Annotated in this window: 17 protein-coding genes and 3 pseudogenes; 12 read left to right on the top strand and 8 right to left on the bottom strand. The window is 64.4% G+C overall.

Annotation, left to right across the window (positions count from 1 at the left end):
• Both arsB and JWQ90_RS06245 read left to right on the top strand, forming a co-directional pair.
• Window positions 1-1,053, top strand: a complete 1,053-nt coding sequence (arsB, locus tag JWQ90_RS06250) for an ACR3 family arsenite efflux transporter (protein ID WP_299690845.1) — start codon at window positions 1-3, stop codon at window positions 1,051-1,053.
• A pseudogene (locus JWQ90_RS06245) lies at window positions 1,050-1,509 on the top strand (hypothetical protein). Before arsB ends, JWQ90_RS06245 begins: the two are co-directional and overlap by 4 nt.
• A gap of 120 nt (window positions 1,510-1,629) precedes the next feature.
• Here JWQ90_RS06245 and JWQ90_RS06240 read toward each other — a convergent pair.
• Together JWQ90_RS06240 and JWQ90_RS06235 are read right to left on the bottom strand one after the other, a co-directional pair.
• Window positions 1,630-2,019 carry a hypothetical protein gene (locus tag JWQ90_RS06240; protein WP_299690842.1) on the bottom strand — a complete coding sequence of 130 codons (390 nt, stop codon included), beginning with the start codon at window positions 2,017-2,019 and terminating at the stop codon, window positions 1,630-1,632.
• Between the two features lie 9 nt (window positions 2,020-2,028).
• On the bottom strand, window positions 2,029-2,586 hold the full coding sequence (locus tag JWQ90_RS06235; RefSeq protein WP_299690836.1) for a hypothetical protein: 558 nt from the start codon (window positions 2,584-2,586) through the stop codon (window positions 2,029-2,031).
• A 216-nt stretch (window positions 2,587-2,802) separates the two neighbouring features.
• Between JWQ90_RS06235 and JWQ90_RS06230 the strand changes: the two genes are divergently transcribed.
• The 5 genes from JWQ90_RS06230 to JWQ90_RS06210 all read left to right on the top strand — a co-directional run bounded on the left by JWQ90_RS06230 (window position 2,803) and on the right by JWQ90_RS06210 (window position 5,388).
• Window positions 2,803-2,961, top strand: a complete 159-nt coding sequence (locus JWQ90_RS06230; RefSeq protein WP_299690834.1) for a hypothetical protein — start codon at window positions 2,803-2,805, stop codon at window positions 2,959-2,961.
• Window positions 2,962-3,217: 256 nt separating this feature from the next.
• Window positions 3,218-3,964: a hypothetical protein gene (locus tag JWQ90_RS06225; RefSeq protein ID WP_299690832.1), complete on the top strand. Its 747-nt coding sequence runs from the start codon at window positions 3,218-3,220 to the stop codon at window positions 3,962-3,964.
• 224 nt (window positions 3,965-4,188) lie between these two features.
• Window positions 4,189-4,731 (top strand): glutathione peroxidase, encoded by a 543-nt coding sequence (locus tag JWQ90_RS06220; protein ID WP_299690829.1) that lies wholly within the window; start codon window positions 4,189-4,191, stop codon window positions 4,729-4,731.
• Window positions 4,732-4,777: 46 nt separating this feature from the next.
• Window positions 4,778-4,930, top strand: coding sequence for a hypothetical protein (locus JWQ90_RS06215; RefSeq protein WP_299690826.1), 153 nt, complete (start codon window positions 4,778-4,780; stop codon window positions 4,928-4,930).
• Window positions 4,931-5,043: 113 nt separating this feature from the next.
• Window positions 5,044-5,388, top strand: a complete 345-nt coding sequence (locus JWQ90_RS06210; RefSeq protein WP_366919451.1) for a PH domain-containing protein — start codon at window positions 5,044-5,046, stop codon at window positions 5,386-5,388.
• Window positions 5,389-5,532: 144 nt separating this feature from the next.
• On the opposite strand, the gene JWQ90_RS06205 is transcribed toward JWQ90_RS06210, so the two are convergent.
• On the bottom strand, window positions 5,533-7,554 hold the full coding sequence (locus JWQ90_RS06205) for a tetratricopeptide repeat protein (RefSeq protein WP_299690820.1): 2,022 nt from the start codon (window positions 7,552-7,554) through the stop codon (window positions 5,533-5,535).
• Window positions 7,555-7,941: 387 nt separating this feature from the next.
• On the opposite strand from JWQ90_RS06205, the gene JWQ90_RS06200 reads away from it, so the two are divergent.
• The gene (locus JWQ90_RS06200; RefSeq protein ID WP_299690817.1) at window positions 7,942-9,117 is read left to right on the top strand and encodes a TrkA family potassium uptake protein; all 1,176 of its coding nucleotides are present in this window, start codon (window positions 7,942-7,944) and stop codon (window positions 9,115-9,117) included.
• A gap of 37 nt (window positions 9,118-9,154) precedes the next feature.
• Here JWQ90_RS06200 and JWQ90_RS06195 read toward each other — a convergent pair whose 3' ends face one another.
• Window positions 9,155-9,781 (bottom strand): pyridoxamine 5'-phosphate oxidase family protein, encoded by a 627-nt coding sequence (locus tag JWQ90_RS06195; RefSeq protein WP_299690814.1) that lies wholly within the window; start codon window positions 9,779-9,781, stop codon window positions 9,155-9,157.
• A 112-nt stretch (window positions 9,782-9,893) separates the two neighbouring features.
• Here JWQ90_RS06195 and JWQ90_RS06190 point away from each other — a divergent pair, with 112 nt between their 5' ends.
• Entirely contained in the window at window positions 9,894-10,796 is a 903-nt protein-coding gene (locus JWQ90_RS06190) for a LysR family transcriptional regulator (protein ID WP_366919449.1), read from the top strand.
• A 705-nt stretch (window positions 10,797-11,501) separates the two neighbouring features.
• Here the strand turns inward: JWQ90_RS06190 and JWQ90_RS06185 are convergent.
• Window positions 11,502-12,449: pseudogene (locus JWQ90_RS06185) on the bottom strand (ribonucleotide-diphosphate reductase subunit beta); the annotation flags it as partial.
• 197 nt (window positions 12,450-12,646) lie between these two features.
• Here JWQ90_RS06185 and JWQ90_RS06180 point away from each other — a divergent pair.
• Window positions 12,647-12,784, top strand: a complete 138-nt coding sequence (locus JWQ90_RS06180; RefSeq protein ID WP_299690812.1) for a hypothetical protein — start codon at window positions 12,647-12,649, stop codon at window positions 12,782-12,784.
• Between the two features lie 32 nt (window positions 12,785-12,816).
• On the opposite strand, the pseudogene JWQ90_RS06175 reads toward JWQ90_RS06180, so the two are convergent.
• Window positions 12,817-13,437, bottom strand: a pseudogene (locus JWQ90_RS06175) (oxidoreductase); the annotation flags it as partial.
• A gap of 157 nt (window positions 13,438-13,594) precedes the next feature.
• Between JWQ90_RS06175 and JWQ90_RS06170 the strand changes: the two are divergent.
• A complete protein-coding gene (locus tag JWQ90_RS06170; protein ID WP_366919450.1) occupies window positions 13,595-14,512 on the top strand; it encodes a LysR substrate-binding domain-containing protein in 918 nt (305 codons plus the stop codon).
• Between the two features lie 6 nt (window positions 14,513-14,518).
• Here the strand turns inward: JWQ90_RS06170 and trxA are convergent, their stop codons facing one another.
• Window positions 14,519-14,854 (bottom strand): thioredoxin TrxA, encoded by a 336-nt coding sequence (gene trxA / locus JWQ90_RS06165; RefSeq protein ID WP_299690803.1) that lies wholly within the window; start codon window positions 14,852-14,854, stop codon window positions 14,519-14,521.
• A 326-nt stretch (window positions 14,855-15,180) separates the two neighbouring features.
• The gene (locus JWQ90_RS06160) at window positions 15,181-15,966 is read right to left on the bottom strand and encodes a tetratricopeptide repeat protein (RefSeq protein WP_299690800.1); all 786 of its coding nucleotides are present in this window, start codon (window positions 15,964-15,966) and stop codon (window positions 15,181-15,183) included.
• Window positions 15,967-16,220: 254 nt separating this feature from the next.
• On the opposite strand from JWQ90_RS06160, the gene JWQ90_RS06155 reads away from it, so the two are divergent.
• On the top strand, window positions 16,221-16,757 hold the full coding sequence (locus tag JWQ90_RS06155) for a hypothetical protein (RefSeq protein ID WP_299690797.1): 537 nt from the start codon (window positions 16,221-16,223) through the stop codon (window positions 16,755-16,757).
• Window positions 16,758-16,976 lie beyond the last annotated feature (219 nt).

Below are 16,976 nucleotides of genomic sequence, written 5' to 3'. Positions count from 1 at the left end.
ATGCCGGCTTCGCCTCGCCTCGGCTTTCTCGATCGCTACCTGACGCTATGGATCTTCCTGGCGATGGCGGCCGGCATCGTGATCGCCACGACCGTCACTGGCTTCCCCGCGCTGTTGAATTCCTGGTCGGTCGGCAGCACCAATATCCCGATCGCGATCGGCCTGATCGTGATGATGTTCCCGCCGCTGGCAAAAGTGCATTACGAAGAACTGCCGCTGGTTTTCCGTGACCGCAAGCTGCTGATGCTGTCGCTGATCCAGAACTGGGTGATCGGGCCGGTGCTGATGTTCGGCCTGGCGATCGTGTTTCTGCGCGACCATCCGGCGTACATGACCGGCCTGATCCTGATCGGGCTGGCGCGGTGCATTGCGATGGTGCTGGTCTGGAACCAGCTCGCCTGCGGCAGCAGCCAGTATGTCGCCGGCCTGGTCGCGTTCAATTCGATATTCCAGATTGTGTTCTTCAGCGCCTACGCCTGGTTTTTCCTGTCGTTCCTGCCGCCGCTCTTCGGCCTGGCAGGCAGCGTCATCGATGTGGATTTCTGGACGATCGCGAGCGCGGTGCTGATCTATCTCGGCATTCCGTTCGCTGCCGGCTTTCTGACCCGGCAGCTGCTGCTCAAGGCCAAAGGCGCGAGCTGGTACGAGAATACCTTTCTACCGCGCATCGGTCCGCTGACCCTGGTGGCGCTGCTGTTCACCATCGTCGCGATGTTCGGCCTCAAGGGCGAGCAGCTGGTGCACCTGCCGATGGATGCGCTGCGCATCGCATTGCCGCTGGCGATCTACTTTCTGCTGATGTTCTTCATCAGCTTCGCGATGGGGCGGCTGATCGCGGCGGATTATCCGCGCACCACGGCGATCGCGTTCACCGCGGCCAGCAACAACTTCGAGCTGGCGATCGCAGTGGCCATCGCCTCGTTCGGCCTGGCTTCGCCGGTCGCCTTCGCCACCGTGATCGGGCCGCTGGTGGAAGTGCCGGTGCTGCTGGCGCTGGTGCACGTCGCGCTGTGGCTGCGCCGCACACGTTATCCGGAGGCACTCAGCGCATGAGCCGCGTCCGCGTGCTGGCCGACTCCGACCACTTGCCGGCGCTGGACCGCCGTTACGTCATTCAACGGCCGGCCGCTGGCCTCGGTGACCTGCAGCACAAGCCGCGCATCCTGCTGCTCTACGCAGGGGCGCACACTGGCGGTCATGCAGGTGTCGGGCGGCTCGCAATCGTTCAATGCGGTCAACACGCTGCGCCTGCTCGGACGATGGATGCGCATGTTCACCATCCCCAACCAGTCGAGCGTCGCCAAGGCCTTCGACGAATTCGACGCCGACGGACGCATGCGGCCCTCGGCTTATTACGAGCGTATCGTCGACGTGATGGAGGAGCTGGTGCGGTTCACGGTTTTGCTGCGGCCGCAGGTAAACCAGCTGCTCGACCGTTATTCGGAGCGAAAAGACGAGGGCCGGATGGTCGATCCCGGAGCCGATCTCTCCTCGATCACGCAGCGTTAGCTCCGCGGACGCAGCTGTAGGTTGGGGTGAGCCTGCGAACCCCACGCATCGGCGCGGACCCATGTTGGGGTTCGCAGGCTCACCCCAACCTACCGGCGATCGAGCTCGCAGATTGCGCAGCTACGCAAACTGGCTGTGATCGAAGCGGTCTTCCGACTCCGGCGCTTCGTAAAAGCGCCATTCCGGATTGGCGGCATCCCGCAGCATGATCTGGCCGACTTCGATACGCGAAGCGGTGCCGTCGCTGATTTCGAGCATCGCGCAGGCGCGCGGCACGGCCGGCCCGGTCGCGTGGCTGATCTTCAGCACCTTGAACGTGAAGGAGCGGCTTTTCGGATCGAGGAAGTGCAGTTTTCTGCCGACCTTGCCGGTCACGGTCTGACGGATCGCCGTCGCCGAATCCTTCACCTCGAACCGCGCATGCCACTCCTTGTAGGTCGCGGAGTACGCAAGACCGAGCAGCCGGATGAAGTCGAGCCGCCGGGGCGGTTTGCTTGCGGAGGAGGGCATCAGTGGTTGTCAGTGGTTGAAGCTCGGTTCCTCGAGAATCGCCGACAGCACGTCCTGGACCGAGGTCGATGTCTGGCCCGCACCCGCCTGGATGCTGTCGCTGTTCAGCGCGACCATCTGGTAGCGGATCGTGTAGTCCGACGGCAGGAAGCGGTCGTTGCTGCGCCGCAGGACTTCGATCATGGTTTCGAGCGTGATACTGGCATTCTGCGCCGGGGCCTCGGCGGCCGGAACGGCAGCCGGATCGTTGCGTCCGACGACCGACAGCAGCCACTTGTGCTCGGGATTGCGCGAATCCAGCAGGCTCAGCATCGACAGCGCACCGTTGAAGCGTTCGGTGGGCGGCGGAAATTCCAGCGACAAGCGGGCGTCGCCGTAGATCGCGCTGATCGCGTTCTTGAAGCGTGTTACGCGGAAGCCTTCCTGGCTCAGAAAGTTGACGAAATCGTCACCGATATTTTTCAGGATGCGGGAGACATCGGCGGTCGCCCGGTCATCGAGCTCGGCGGACAACTTGTTGCGCTCCGCCTTCAGGGCCTGCACGCGTTTGAAACTGTCCAGTGCCATTTGATCTTTCCGGGGACGCGATGAGCGCCTAAGGTTTAGGCGAGACGGTCCACAGTAGTGCTTAGCTGCTGCATTAGCGAATCGTGGCGCCAATCTTGAGATGAACGGTGCGTGCCGACGACGCGCGGGGAATACGGTGACCGCGCTTGTGTGCCTATACTGGATAGTTGGGCCAGCCTGGGCCATCGCATTTCCACGTTCATCGGAGCCCCCGCTATGACCATCACGAAAGCCACAAGACACGAAGCCGCGCTCAAAGTCCGCCTCGAGCGCACCTTGAAGAAGACCAACAAGCGCATCACCGCAGGCTGGGCCGATCCGCTTGCGCAGAAAGCCAGAATCGAGAAGCGCCTGTTGGATATGCAGCCGGCCTAGCGGCGGGCCATCAGCTGCACCGGTATGACCCGCTCCTACCGGTGCGATCCAGATACACGCCGTCCATCGACGCTGCGAGCGCAGGCTCGACCGCGAACAGCACGGACCGCGATCCCGATTGCGCTACAACATGAGTCCCGCGTAGGTCGGCACCCGGTCGCTTGCGCTATCGTCTATGCAGTCACGGCGAAATATTCCGCGGCCACCATGCGATGCCGGGGCGAACCCGCCCGACACGAACTGGACAAGAAATCACATGAAAGCAACTTATCTGAGTATCGCGTTCGCCGCCCTGATCGCCAGCGGATCGGTATCGGCCAGCCACGGGGAACACAGCGCCGCCGAAACCCAAAAGGCAGTCGCCGCTGCGCTCGCCAATCCGGCCCGTGCCGACCAGGCCATCGACGACGAGCGTCGCAAGGCCGCCGATGTGCTGGCGTTTGCCGGCGTCGGCCCCGGAGACCAGGTGATCGATCTGCTGCCGGGCCAGGGCTACTGGACTCGCATCTTCACCCGCATCGTCGGCCCCAAGGGTCACGTCTACGCCGAATGGCCCGCGTCGGCGGCGAAGTACGCCGCCAAGCCGCTACCGGCGCTTCAGGCGCTCAAGCTGCCGAACGTCACGGCCGAGTTGCTGGCCGACGAGACGCCCACCGCGCCCAAGCCGGTGGATCTGGTGTGGACGGTCCAGAACTATCACGACCTCGCCGAGGACGGGATCGCAGCGGCCAACGCCGCGATCTTCAAAGCCCTGAAGCCGGGCGGTACCTACGTCGTCATCGACCACGCCGATGCCGTGGGCAGCGGGCGTTCGGGAACCTCGACCAAGCACCGCATCGAGCCCGCGGTGGTCAAGGCCGAAGTGCTCAAGGCCGGCTTCGAGTTCGTGGCTGAAAGCACCGCGCTGCAGAACCCGGCCGACGATCACAGCCTCAAGGTCTTCGATCCGCAGATCAAGGGGCATACGGATCAGTTTGCGTACAAGTTCCGCAAGCCGGTCTGAAGCGGCGCTCGCCCGGACGCCCAGGGCGCTGAACCGCAGTGCTTGTAACGCGATCAGCCATCGCGAATCCGTTTGACCCGGCTCGGCGGCTGATGCTACCAAGGCGTTCAACATGGTCCGCAGACAGGCATGCAGGGCTTGCATGACGTTGACTGCAGTGCCTTTTCATCATCGGGTGACCAAGAGGCCGCCCGCACCATCCGCCACAAGCCAAGGAAAGAATCATGGCCGACCTGAATGCCATCGCGCTGACTACGATCAAGGGAGCCGCCACGAGCCTTGCCGACTACGAGGGCAAGGTGCTGCTCGTCGTCAACGTCGCGTCGAAATGCGGCCTCACTCCGCAATACGAGGGTCTCGAGAAGCTACACGAGCGTTTTCACGATCGCGGATTCTCGGTGCTTGGGTTCCCCGCCAACGACTTCGGCGCGCAGGAGCCGGGGACCGAGGAGGAGATCCAGTCTTTCTGCTCGACCCAGTACGGCGTCACCTTCCCGATGTTCTCCAAGATCGAGGTGACAGGTCCGAACCGCCACCCGCTCTACAACGAGCTGATCGCCCAGCAGCCGGCGGCGACACTGATGGAAGGCAGTGGTTTCAAGGAGAAGCTGCTCAAGTACGGGATCAAGCCCGCATCCGACAGCGACGTCTTCTGGAATTTCGAAAAGTTCCTGGTCGACCGTCACGGCAAGGCCGTCGCCCGCTTCGCCCCGGACACACCGCCGGACGACGAGCTGATCATCAAGGCGATCGAGGCCCGGCTTTAAAGGGCCGGTTTATGCTGGTGCAGCAGCGCCGGGCCGATGTCCTTCCATGAAAGCAGAAGACGAGATTCACCGCTCGTTCTGCAGCGCCTACGCCGAGGCCGTGCTTCGCTTCGTCAAAGATGGCGTCAATGGCGATGTCGTGTTCGATGCCGAGTCCCGGCGCTTTCAGGCCAAGTCCGTCAAAGCCGGAGTCCCTTGAGAGGCTGTGAGTTCAGGCTGCCGGTATGCGACCATCGGGTTCGAGCGCATCGACGCCGCCATCGCTGACAGCTGAGGGAACCCGTGGAAGCCAAATACGCAGAAAGCCCGGCCATGTTCAGGAACAACCCGCTGGGGTTCATTCTCGCCGTGCTGCTGATTCCGCTCGTGGTGGGTCTGGTGATCCTGTTGGTGTGGTACCTCCGGTGCAAATCCACCAAGCTGGAATTCGTCGGCAACGATCTGGTGCTGGAGAAGGGTCTGCTCAGCAAGGCGCGCACCGAGCTGGACGCCCGCGGCATACGCTCGGTGAAGGTGTATCAGTCGTTCTTCGACCGCATCTTCGGCGTGGGCAAGATTTCGATTTTCACCGCGGGCGATGCGCCGGAGATCGAAGTGGCCGGGCTGCCCCGGCCGAACGATCTGCGGGAGCTGATCAAGGCGGAGCAGGACGCCTAGTACCGTGGCGCAGGCCAGTTTCCAAGCGTCATTCCCGCGAAGGCGGGAATCCAGGGGTTTCTGAGCGCTCATCCGCGAACTCTGGATTCCCGCCTTCGCGGGATTGACGGTAGGTCGCGAGTGTTTCGACTTCACAGCGTCGCATTACTGGCGCGCCGGTGTATCCACCCGCGCCAGCACCGCCTTGAATCTCGCGTCGTCGCGCAGCGTGTCCCACACCGGGCTGTAGCGCAGGTCGCCGGCCCTGACGCCATTGGGTGTCTCGACCAGCGACGGCAGTACGGCCAGCGCCGCCTCGCGGTCGCCGACCAGGACCTGGACCTGGGTCTGGGCCGTCTCCGCGAAGGGCCGTTCCCAGTGGTCATTGCCGACAAGCTCGACGCAGTGGCGAGCCTCCGCCAAAGCGGCGTCGCGGTGGCCGAGCGCGGCTTCGTTCACGCCCAGGTTGCAGGAGAGGCTGAAGGAGTCGACGCCGCTCTTGCGCAACTCCAGGGCCAGACGCCGGCCCTCAGCAAACGCGGCGCGCGCCGGGTCGGGATGGCCGCTGAAAAAGTACGACGCGCCGAGCAGGCTATAGATCGACGGTCTGTCATCGCCCGGCTGGGCCTCGGGGTCCGCAAGCAGCTTCTCCAGCTTGGGCGCGATCGGCGCGTAGTCACGCCGATACAGCCATTGCCTGCCGAACAGCGTCGCCAGCGACGGATCGTCGGGCGGCAGGCTATCGAGAATTTTCTGTGCCGCGTCCAGGTCGCCAGCGTCCTGGTAGTAGTTGGCCTTGGTTGCCTTCAGCGTGACGGCGCGCTCGGGGCTGATCTCGAGCACGTGGTCGAGCGTGGACTGTGCTTGCGAATAGCGACCCAGCGCGGAGTGGATTTCGGCCAGCCCGGTCCAGTAGCTGATGTTCTGCGGATCGCGGCGCGCGGAGATCATCAGGTTGGCTAAGGCTTCGTCCCATTTGCCCTGGCGGCGCTGCACGTAGGCGATGGCGGCGCTGACTTCGGCGCTGTTGGGCAGGCGCTGACTGGCCTGCTGGAACGCGCCGATCGCGGCATCGAAATCACCCAGGCCGCGGTAGTAGTAGTAGCCGCGCGCCAGCCAGGCTTCGCCGAGTTCGGGCTGCAGTTTCATCGCGGTCTCGGCCGAGTTGCGCAGATCGGCCAGGTATTGCCCGGTACGCACCGTGCCGTTGAGATACAGGTAGCTCTGGGTCATGGCCAGGTGCGCCCAGGCCAGCGCGAATGCAGGGTCGGCGCGCACCGCCTCGCGGTAGTAGCGCTCGGCATCGAAGTAATCCTGCTGGCTGGTGTAGCGCAGTTCGGAGTTGAGGCCGCGCAGATACAGATCGTAGGCCGCGGCATTGCGCGTCGGCGCTGCGTTCATCGCCGCGTGCTCGTTGCTCGTCAGCCGCGTGTTCAGCGCTTCGGCGATCGCCTGCGCCACTTCACCTTCGACGCTGAACATGTTGTCGAGCTTGCGATCATAGATTTCGGCCCACAGATGCTGATCGGTGGCGGCGTGGATCAGCTGCACGTTGATGCGCACGGTATCGCCGGACTTCTGCACGCTGCCTTCGAGCACATGCGCCACGCCGAGGCGCTTGGCGATGTCGGGCAGATCGTCGGGGTTGCTGGCGTAGCGTGCAGTGGAGGTGCGCGAGATCACCCGCAGACCGCCGATCTTCGACAGCCGCGTCAGAATCTCGTCCTGGATGCCGAGCGCGAAATAGGCGTTGCTCTTGTCGTCGGACAAGCTCTCGAACGGCAGCACGGCGATGGACTTGTCCGCATCCGCTTTTTGCGGCTGCGGCTTGCCGCCGCGGACGAACAGGCTGGCCAGCAGCACGACCACGGCCAGCGACAGTACCGCGATGATCCAGCGGTCGAGCCGGCGGCCGGAGCTGCGCGGGATCGATGCGTCGGCCGCCATCTCGCTTTCGCGTTTCAGGCCCAGCGGCGTGAGTTCGTAGAACCACGAAAACGCGATCACGAACGGGAAGCCGAGGAAGGCCGCGATCACGACCAGCCGCACCGCCCAGTTCGGCACGTCGAAAAACGGGAACACCTGGGTCGCCACCTGCACCAGCAGCCAGGCCGAGCCCGCGTAAAACGCCGCGACCCGCGGCACGTTACGACGCTTCAGCTGCTCCCAGAACGATAGGCTATTCAAGTCGACTCCTCGGATTGACGAAGTTTAGCTGAGGTCCCCTCTCTCGCATGCGCGCAAGTAGGGCGGGAGGAGCGAAGCGCATCCCGCCTTTCGCGACCGCCCGCGGAAGGCGGGATGCTGCCGCTCTACGCAATCCTTGTTCGCTGCCGCCGATCTTGTCTCGATCAACCGCAAACGCGGGCAGCACTGGCTCCAGCAGGCAACGCGCGCAAGCCCCGGGCTGCTCGGTGGCGAGAGGCTTGAGATCGATCTGCCAGCCGCCCGGTGTGACAGAATCCGGGCGCGCGGACATCGGGCGGCCGCGTGTTTCAGGCGGCATCGACTGCTGGAACGAAATCGGGATCTGTGAGGGGTGCGTCGTCGCGTCGGCATGAGCACCGAACTTGCGTGTCCCGGACGCCCTGTAACGGGGTATGCGGGGACGAAGCAAGCGATGAGGTCTGGCAAGCACAGCAGCAGCGAGCATTGGTGCCCCTATCCATCCTCGCGGGCACTCCGGAGCCGCGCTGGCGGCCGAGGCTCGCCGTGACTGTGGGCCCGTCGCCCGCGCGCAACCTGATCGGTGGCGTCGCCTTCATCCTGCTGGTGACGGTCCTCGGCGTGGCCGGCTATATGCTCGCGGGCTGGACCGCGGGCGATGCGCTCTACATGGTGATCCTCACCATTTTCAGCGTCGGTTATCAGGAGGTGCACCCGATCAATACACCTTTGCTTCACTGCCTCACGATCCTTCTGATCGTGCTCGGCTGCACCGGTATGATTTTCGTCACCGGCGCCCTGGTGCAGTTTTTCACCGCAAGCCAACTCGCCCAGCTACTGGGACTCAAGCGCATGAAAACCGAAATCGACCGGCTCAGTGATCACGTCATCGTCTGCGGCTTTGGACGCATCGGCAACATGCTGGCGCGCGAGCTGCATTCCAGCGGCACCACTTTCGTGGTGCTGGAGCGCGCCGACAAACGCGTGGCCGAGGCGCGTGCTCTGAACTATCTGTGCGTTCAGGGCGAGGCCACCGACGAGGAGCTGCTGATCACGGCCGGTGTGAAGCGCGCCCGGATTCTCGCCAGCGTGCTACCGGACGACGCAGCGAACGTCTTTATCACCTTGAGTGCGCGCAGCCTCAACCTTGGTTTGCAAATCATCGCGCGCGGGGAAATGCCGGCCACCGAAAGCAAACTGCTGAACGCCGGCGCCAATCAGGTCGTACTGCCGGCCCACATCGGTGCCGAACGCATCGCCGAGATCATCCTGCATCCCGAAGCGACGCGGCTGATTCGCAGTTCGCCGCAGAACCGTGGGTTCGAAACCGAACTCCACGGGCTCGGGCTGGAGCTCGAAGTGGTCACAGCTGCAGCGCGGGGCCCGTTCACCGGCCTCACGATCGAAGAGATCGAGAGCCGGGCCAAGGGCGCATTCCTGATCATCGCGCTCAACCGTCAGGACGGCAGCACCGTCAATCGGCCGGCCTCCAGCACACGTGTCCGCGCCGGTGACGGCGTCGTGGTGATCGGCCGCGCCGGTCGCACCGGCGCGCTTTACGCATTCGGCAGCAAGCCGGTGTAAGAGATGCAGGCTGCAGACGGACGATCTTCGGCCTGCTTCAGTTTCCTTTTGCGGCGAGTTGTTCGCGCAGTGATTGGTTCTCGGCTTCGAGCTTCTCGATACGCAGCTTGATCGGTGCCAGGGCCTGCTGCAGCTCGGCTTCGGTGTAGCGCGGCGTGATGTGCTGCGGGCAATTCCAGTCGAAGGCTTCAAGATGCAGAACAAAGGCGCGCTCGATCTTGGCTTTGCTGCCGGGCATCGCGATTTTCGCCGCCAATTCCGCATCCGCGGCGAGTTCCTTCATCTCGATGCGAGCGTAGATCTTAAGACGACGACGATGCGGATAATCCATCAGGATCAGCGCGGCCCGGTTGTCCGCCGCCAGATTGCCGACGCTGATGTACTGGCGGTTGCCGCGGAAATCGGGCAGTGCGAGCGTTCTGTCGTCGAGCACGCGCAGAAGACCCGGCGGGCCGCCGCGATGCTGCACATAAGGCCAGCCAGTTTCCGAGACCGTTGCCATGTAAAAGCTGTCGCGGCCGGCGATGAACTGCATCTCCGCCTCGCCGAAGCGATCGGATTGGCGGTCGCCATCGAAGCCGGCCCACATGGCGCCGCTGCCGTTTGCCCGCTGGGCGGCTTTTACACTCGGCGTGCTGGCGATATCGAGAAATCCGTAACTCATGGCAGCTCCACTCCTTGGCAGGCGCAGCGCCCGCGGTCACAAGGTAGAAGTTCTTGATACGCCCAACTAGACGGTAGTATTTGAAAACACCCTCTCGTTTTCTGGAAGGCGGATGGACCGGCTCGACGCAATGGAGGTTTTTGTGGCGGCCGTCGAAGCTGGCAGCCTGTCGGGTGCCGGCCGCCGGCTGAAAATGCCGCTGCCGACGGTGAGCCGCAAGCTGGCGGATCTGGAGCAGTTGCTCGGTACACGCCTGCTGCACCGCTCGACGCGCGCGCTGACACTGACGGATGCCGGGCAGGCGTATCTGGCGGCCTGCAAGAAGATTCTCGACGACGTGCGCGAGGCCGAGCGGGCCGCGTCCGGGGAATACCAGGCGCCTACTGGCGAGCTCATCATCACCGCGCCGATCTTCTTCGGCCGGCTGCATGTGCTGCCGATCGTTAACCGTTTTCTCGAAGCCTATCCGGACGTGCAGATCCGGCTGGTACTCGGCGATCGCGATCTGAACCTCATCGAGGAGCACATCGACCTCGCGATCCGCATCGGCGAACTGCCCACCAGCAATCTGATCGCGGCGCGCGTCGGCGCTACGCGCCACGTGGTCTGCGCCAGCCCGGACTATCTGGCCCGGCATCGCAGCCCCAGGACGCCGCCGGATTTGCTGGACCGTGCATGCGTGACGTTCGGCGCCCTGTCGTCGTCCTATCACTGGAGCTTTCGAGCCGGATCATCCACGACCACGATTCCAGTGCGCTCACGGCTCGTGGTCTCCACCGCGGAGGCGGCCGTGGACTCCGCGATTGCCGGCATCGGCATCACCCGCGTGCTGTCCTACCAGGCGGCGAATGCCTTGCAGAGCGGAACGCTGCTGCGGCTATTGAAAGGCTTTGAAACCAAGGCGATGCCGATAAACCTCGTCTACAAGCCCCAGCCGCTGCTCCCGCTGAAGTTGCGCGCGTTTCTGGACTTCGCAAAGCCGACATTGCGGGCCGCCGTGGCGGGGCTCGGTTGACGAGCAGAATGGCACTGACTTGGTGACGAAATAGCCGCAGGCCCTCACCCCCCGCTGCGCGGGACCCTTTCCATGAACCGAGAGCCCGACCCACCCGTAGGCTGGGTAGCAGCGCAGCGGAAACCCAGCGCTGGATTCGGGCCGCCGTGCTGGGATTGCGCTTCGCTCCATCCCAGCCTACGCAGGGGTTCAGGGTCCGTGAGCAGGTCCGCAAGGAACACGGGGCTCTCCATGAACCTTGCGCAGACCGGGCGGGTTGTGACCTCAATGGCACTACCTTAAGCGTTGCAGTCCCTTCTCCCGCTTGCGGGAGAAGGTGCCCCGAAGGGGCGGATGAGGGGCTGTTCGGCGGAAAGAAGCCCCTCACCCGGCGCTCCGCGCCACCCTCTCCCGCAAGCGGGAGAGGGGATTTTCTTCCTAAGGTAGTGACATTGGGGTCACGACCCGCCACCGGGTCATGGCCCATGAGCAGGTCCGCAAGGAACACGGGGCTACCCAGGAACCTCTCCCTCCCCCGCGTGCGGGGGAGGGCCGGGGTGGGGGCGGAAGGCGCGGCGCTGTCGTCTCGCCCCCATCCGCGTTTGGCTCAGTGGGGAGTGACTCAATGTCACTCCCCACTGAGCCAAACGCCTTCCCCCGCTCGCGCGGGAAGGAGCGGGCCGGTTCCGGGCATCAAGCCGGCTGCGATAAGCTGCGTCGTCGTCATCAATCCCAGCGCAGCGCGCCGCCGGTCTGGTACTCGGTGACGCGCGTTTCGAAGAAGTTCTTCTCCTTCTTCAGATCGATCACCTCGCTCATCCACGGGAACGGATTGTCGGCTCCGGGGTAGATCTCCTGGAGGCCGATCTGGGTGGCGCGGCGGTTGGCGATGTAGCGCAGGTATTCGCGGAACATTTCGGCATTGAGCCCGAGCACGCCGCGCGGCATGGTGTCGACGGCGTAGCGATATTCCAGCGCCACGGCCTGGTCCAGCAGGCTGCGGATCTCGTCGCGGAAGGCTGGCGTCCACAGCGGCGGGTTCTCCAGTTTGATCTGGTTGATCAGGTCGATGCCGAAGTTCAGATGCATGGACTCGTCGCGCAGGATGTACTGGTATTGCTCGGCGGCGCCGACCATCTTGTTGCGCCGGCCGAACGACAGGATCTGCACAAAGCCCACGTAGAAGAACAAGCCCTCCATGATGCAGGCGAACACGATCAGCGAACGCAGCAGGCGCTGGTCGTTTTCCGGCGTGCCGGTGCGGAAGTTCGGGTCGGTCAGTGTATCGATGAACGGCAGCAGGAACGCAGCCTTGTCGTGGATGCTCGGCACCTCGTGGTACATGTTGAAGATCTCGCCCTCATCCAGGCTCAGGCTCTCGACGATGTACTGATAGGCATGCGTGTGCAGCGCCTCCTCGAAGGCCTGGCGCAGCAGGTAGCGGCGGCATTCGGCGCTGGTGATGTGGCGGTACGTGCCGAGCACGATGTTGTTGGCCGCCAGTGAATCGGCTGTGGTGAAGAAACCGAGGTTGCGCTTGATCACCTGGCGCTCGTCGTCGCTGAGGCCCTGCGGGTCGTTCCATAGTGCGACGTCGGCGGCCATGTTGATCTCCTGCGGCATCCAGTGATTGGCGCAGCCGTCGAGATACTTCTGCCAGGCCCAGCGATACTGCGGGCGGATGTCGATCTCGCGCGGCTCGCTGCCGTTGATGACGCCGCCGCGAGTATTGAAGTCCAGCAGGAGATTGCTCATCGCGGGGTAGCCGGTGTGGAGGGCGAGGATCATAGGAACGCGGCCGGCGCACGGACCTTGATGCGGATCATTGCGTAGCGGCTGGTCCTGTGCAGGCAAGGCGCGCTGCCGGCCGCATGCACATCAAGCCGCATCCGTGGCTGTGGTGCATGCACGCCGCGCTCAATGAGCTGGGCGCCAGTGTTGAAGTCCGCGAAATGCTGGAGCTGCCGATGTTCCGCATGGCCGATGCGATGCGCACACGCGACGATTGAACGGCGACGGCCGGGCCTCATACTTTGTCGCTTTAGCTCGAACGCCTGCCCGCGGCGATTCCATCCAGCGCTGTGATCGCGTCGTCCGGCAAATTCAGCTCGGCCGCAGCAAGGTTCTCGCGCAGATGCGCAACCGATGAGGTGCCGGGAATCAGCAGGATGTTCGGCGAACGGCGCAGCAACCAGGCGAGTGCGACCTGCATCGGCGTCGCGCCCAGACGCGCCGCGACCTCGGATAAGGTGGCCGACTGCAGCGGGCTGAATCCGCCGAGCGGGAAAAACGGCACGTAGGCGATGCCGTCGCGGGCCAGTTCGTCGATCAAGGCATCGTCTTCGCGATGCGCCAGGTTGTAATGGTTCTGTACGCAAACGATCTCGCAGATTCGGCGCCCTTCCGTGACCTGCGCGGGCGTTACATTGCTCAGGCCGATGTGACGTACCAGGCCTTGCCGCTGGAGTTCGGCCAGCACGCTGAGCTGCTCCGCTATCGATCCTTCGGCCGGACCGTGCACACCGAACATGATCCGCAGATTGACCACCTCCAGCACGTCCAGGCCGAGATTGCGCAGGTTGTCGTGTACCGCCTGCGTCAGTTCCACCGCAGAAAACGCCGGGCTCCATGACGCATCGGCGCCGCGCCGCGCGCCGATCTTGAAGCGGGGGGATTGATGAAGGCTGGGCATGATCGAACTCCTTTTCGAGAAGACGCCACACTACGCCTTGGCGGCACGCACGATAACCGGGCACTATCCGCACAGGCCGTGCGGGATCACGAACAGTGATCGAACAGTGATCGAACAGTGCGCGAACTTGAAAGTTGATCTCGGTGATCTGAACGCATTCGTCGCCGTCGCGCGGGCTAAGGGCTTCCGCGATGGCGCCCGCGCCAGCGGCAGCAGCGCCTCGGCGCTTAGCGAGGCGGTTCGTCGGCTGGAAACGCAGCTCGGTGTGCGGCTGCTCCACCGCACGACGCGCAGTGTCGTGCCCACCGAGGCGGGCGGGCGGCTGCTTGATCGGCTGGCCCCGGCATTGACCGAAGTTGAAGCGGCGCTCGACGTGGTCAACGGCTTTCGCGACAAGCCGGCGGGTACGCTCCGGCTCAATGTCCCGGTCAGTGCGGCCAGGCTGGTGCTGCCGGCGATCGTGCCGCCGTTTCTCGCCGCTTACCCGGATATCCGTCTGGAGGTAAGCGCCGTGGACACCTACATCGACATAATCGCCGCTGGCTGCGATGCCGGCATCCGCTACGACGAACGCCTGGAGCAGGACATGATCGCCGTGCCGATCGGGCCTCGTGTCCAGCGTTTCGCGACGGCCGCCGCTCCAGCGTACCTCGATCGCCATGGTCGTCCCGAGCATCCCAGCGAGCTGCTCAAGCATGCCTGTCTGCGTGGCCGCTTCAGCAGCGGCGCAATGCCACCATGGGAGTTCGAGCGCGACGGTGAACTGCTGCGGGTCGACCCCACAGGGCCGCTACTCGTCAGCGTGGGTGCGGCGACCGATCTCGCCGTCGAAGCCGCCGTCGCAGGCACCGGCATCATCTATCTGTTCGATGATTGGCTGCGCCCCCATTTTGAAAGCGGCGCACTCGAGCCCATCCTCGAGCCTTGGTGGCAGCGTTTTTCCGGGCCGTTCCTCTACTACTCCGGGCGCCGCCTGGTGCCCGCGCCGCTGCGGGCGTTCGTCGACTTCATCAAGGCATCGGCTGAGTTACCCATACCCCAGTGAAGCGATTTACGCCGCAGCCATATGCGGTTCCAGAAATGCCGCGAGCTTGGCCTTGCTCACCGATCCGACCTGGGTTGCGGCCGGCTTTCCGTCGATGAACAGGATCATGGTCGGGATGCCGCGGATGCCGAATTGCGGCGCCGTCGCCGGATTGGCATCGATGTCGAGCTTCACGACTTTCAGCTTGCCAAGCTGCTCCGCGGCAATCTGCTCGAGGATGGGCGCGATCGCCTTGCAGGGGCCGCACCATTCCGCCCAGAAGTCGACCAGCACTGGCGTGCCGGACTTGAGTACATCCTGTTCAAAGGATGCATCGGTAATGTGAGAAATGTGTTCGCTCATGACGCAGCTCCTGGTTCATTCCGGTTTTGAATTCGCTGCGGCTGTGGTGCCGTCGAATCCATACCCATGAATGGTACGGCCAGGCGCAGGGATCTCAAGGAAACGGGAGGATTTGTTTTTCGTATCGGCAGAATGCGATGCCGCTATCGCGCAGACCAGCGCATTTCGCCGGTGGCGATGATTGCCATTGGCCAGCGACACTGTCGCCGTATCAGGACGAATAGCACCACCGTAAAACCTAGCGATCCCTCATCCCTCTCCCGCCTGCAGGAGAGGGGATTGCTCGTTAAGTTCGTGCCTTTCGTATTACGACGTGTCCCGACCGCCTACCAGCCACCGCCGCCGCTGTTGTCGTCGTCCCAACCGCCGGAGTCGCTGATGCCGAAGTCGTCGCCGCCCATGCTGTTGTCCTGAGGCGCGTTGTCGTAGTTCGACGGGCCGTAGTCGCCGTCACGAAAGTGGCGCGGCTCGTCGGAATCGAGCAGGCGATGCGCCAGCGCTTCGCCGGCGACGATACCGCCGCCGATCGCGGCACCGGTCGCCAGGCTGCCGAGCAGGCCGGAGCCGCCGGATGGAGCCTGCGGCGGCGCGCCATAAGGCGAATACGGCGTCGTCGGATAGGGATTCATGTTGCCAGCGCCGCCGGAGTAGCCGGGGCCGGGCAGGCGAGTGCGCACCATCCAGACAATGAAGGCGATCAGCAGGCCGAGGCCGATCGGCCAGAACCACGACGGCATGCCGCGCGAGACTGCCGGCGCCCGCTGAATCACGCGCTCACCGTTGCCGCCCAGTTGCCGCTTCAGCGATTCGACAGCCTGCGGCTTGGCGAACGACAGCGAAGGATTGATCGCCGTCGCGCGCGCCAGCTCGGCGCGGGCGCCGCTGATGTCACGCTGCCGCGCCAGCAGCTCGGCCTCGACGAAATGCGCCTTGGCGCTGTCCGGATGCGCCTTCAGCACGTCCTGCATCATCGCCTGCGCCTCCGTCACCTGCCCGGCCGCGGCCGCCTTGTAGACCTCGTCGATAGTGGCTTCGGCGAAAGCGCTGGAGGCGGCCGTCAACAGAGCCGCACCGATGACGCCAGCAAGACTGTGGGTTCGGGTGATGCGCATGGCGGCTTCCTTGGGTTGATTCAGAGTCCAAGTGGACTCACTGCACGACACGATGATCAAGCTCAGACAGCGCCGGCGCCGTTTGCTCATGCGGGCTTTGCAACGGTTGGTAACGAAGTAATCGAGCATCGTAGGACGGGTGCTTCCCGCCTGCCCTAAGAGCCGAATACTTTCCGTTACTTTCGCGCCACGCCACTTAACCGCGCCCCGCGTCATCGTTCAGCAAGCCTGCCACCCATCGACCAACGCGAACCATGAAGCTCCCAGCCTCATCGATCCTGCGCGGCCTGCCGTTGCTGGGCCTGATGCTGCTATGCGCCTGCAGTCACGAACCGCCACGCGGCCACGGTCGAGACGAGTCCTCGCCGCGGGCGACCGAGAAGGCCGTGATGCGGGCGCTGGGCGCAGTCGAGGCCAGCGACGTGCAGCGGACCGCCGTGCTCAACGCCTACGACCGCGACGACGCCGAACGCCGCCGACTCGCGGCCGAGGCCGACGACCTTCGCAGACAGATCGACCAGCTCTCGAAAACACAAGCGGACTACCTGGCGCGCCTGGAACCACTCGTCCAGCGCCAGGGGCAAGAGCTGAGCGAGCAGCTGATGATCCAGGCGCGCTTCGACGCGGCCGTCGCCGCGACGCTGACGCCGGAGCAACTGGAGCGCTGGAACGCGCAGTTCCGCGCGGCGCCGGACCGTGATGGTGGGCCGGATGGCGGTGGCGGCCGCCGCAGGCGCGGGCCGGGCGGCGGAGGCGGCCCCGGCGGCGGCTACGGAGAGTCCACGCCTTAAGGAGAATGGCGCCAACTTAACGTGAATTCCCCTCTCCTGCTGGCGGGAGAGACCGCAGCCGCTTCATAGCAGCCGGCTTGATGCCCGGGACCGGCCAAACGCGGATGGGGCGAGACGACAGCGCCGCGCCTTCCGCCCCCACCCCGGCCCTCCCCCGCACGCGGGGGAGGGGGAGGTTCCTGGGTAGCCCCGTGTTCCTTGCGGACCTGCTCACGGACC

Source organism: Hydrocarboniphaga sp. (assembly GCF_028291725.1).
In the GTDB taxonomy this organism is placed as follows: Bacteria; Pseudomonadota; Gammaproteobacteria; order Nevskiales; family Nevskiaceae; genus Hydrocarboniphaga.
Note: the sequence above shows the minus strand (reverse complement) of the source record. Positions and strands in the feature narration are given on the sequence as shown.

Coding starts and splice junctions, on each gene's coding strand:
- JWQ90_RS06190 (WP_366919449.1), top strand. CDS start 9,894: ATGGACCGGCTCGACGCAATGGAGGTTTTTGTGGCGGCCGTCGAAGCT.
- JWQ90_RS06235 (WP_299690836.1), bottom strand. CDS start 2,586: ATGGCACTGGACAGTTTCAAACGCGTGCAGGCCCTGAAGGCGGAGCGC.
- JWQ90_RS06225 (WP_299690832.1), top strand. CDS start 3,218: ATGAAAGCAACTTATCTGAGTATCGCGTTCGCCGCCCTGATCGCCAGC.
- JWQ90_RS06240 (WP_299690842.1), bottom strand. CDS start 2,019: ATGCCCTCCTCCGCAAGCAAACCGCCCCGGCGGCTCGACTTCATCCGG.
- trxA (WP_299690803.1), bottom strand. CDS start 14,854: ATGAGCGAACACATTTCTCACATTACCGATGCATCCTTTGAACAGGAT.
- JWQ90_RS06180 (WP_299690812.1), top strand. CDS start 12,647: ATGCACATCAAGCCGCATCCGTGGCTGTGGTGCATGCACGCCGCGCTC.
- JWQ90_RS06230 (WP_299690834.1), top strand. CDS start 2,803: ATGACCATCACGAAAGCCACAAGACACGAAGCCGCGCTCAAAGTCCGC.
- JWQ90_RS06195 (WP_299690814.1), bottom strand. CDS start 9,781: ATGAGTTACGGATTTCTCGATATCGCCAGCACGCCGAGTGTAAAAGCC.
- JWQ90_RS06155 (WP_299690797.1), top strand. CDS start 16,221: ATGAAGCTCCCAGCCTCATCGATCCTGCGCGGCCTGCCGTTGCTGGGC.
- JWQ90_RS06220 (WP_299690829.1), top strand. CDS start 4,189: ATGGCCGACCTGAATGCCATCGCGCTGACTACGATCAAGGGAGCCGCC.
- JWQ90_RS06160 (WP_299690800.1), bottom strand. CDS start 15,966: ATGCGCATCACCCGAACCCACAGTCTTGCTGGCGTCATCGGTGCGGCT.
- JWQ90_RS06210 (WP_366919451.1), top strand. CDS start 5,044: ATGTTCAGGAACAACCCGCTGGGGTTCATTCTCGCCGTGCTGCTGATT.
- arsB (WP_299690845.1), top strand. CDS start 1: ATGCCGGCTTCGCCTCGCCTCGGCTTTCTCGATCGCTACCTGACGCTA.
- JWQ90_RS06215 (WP_299690826.1), top strand. CDS start 4,778: ATGAAAGCAGAAGACGAGATTCACCGCTCGTTCTGCAGCGCCTACGCC.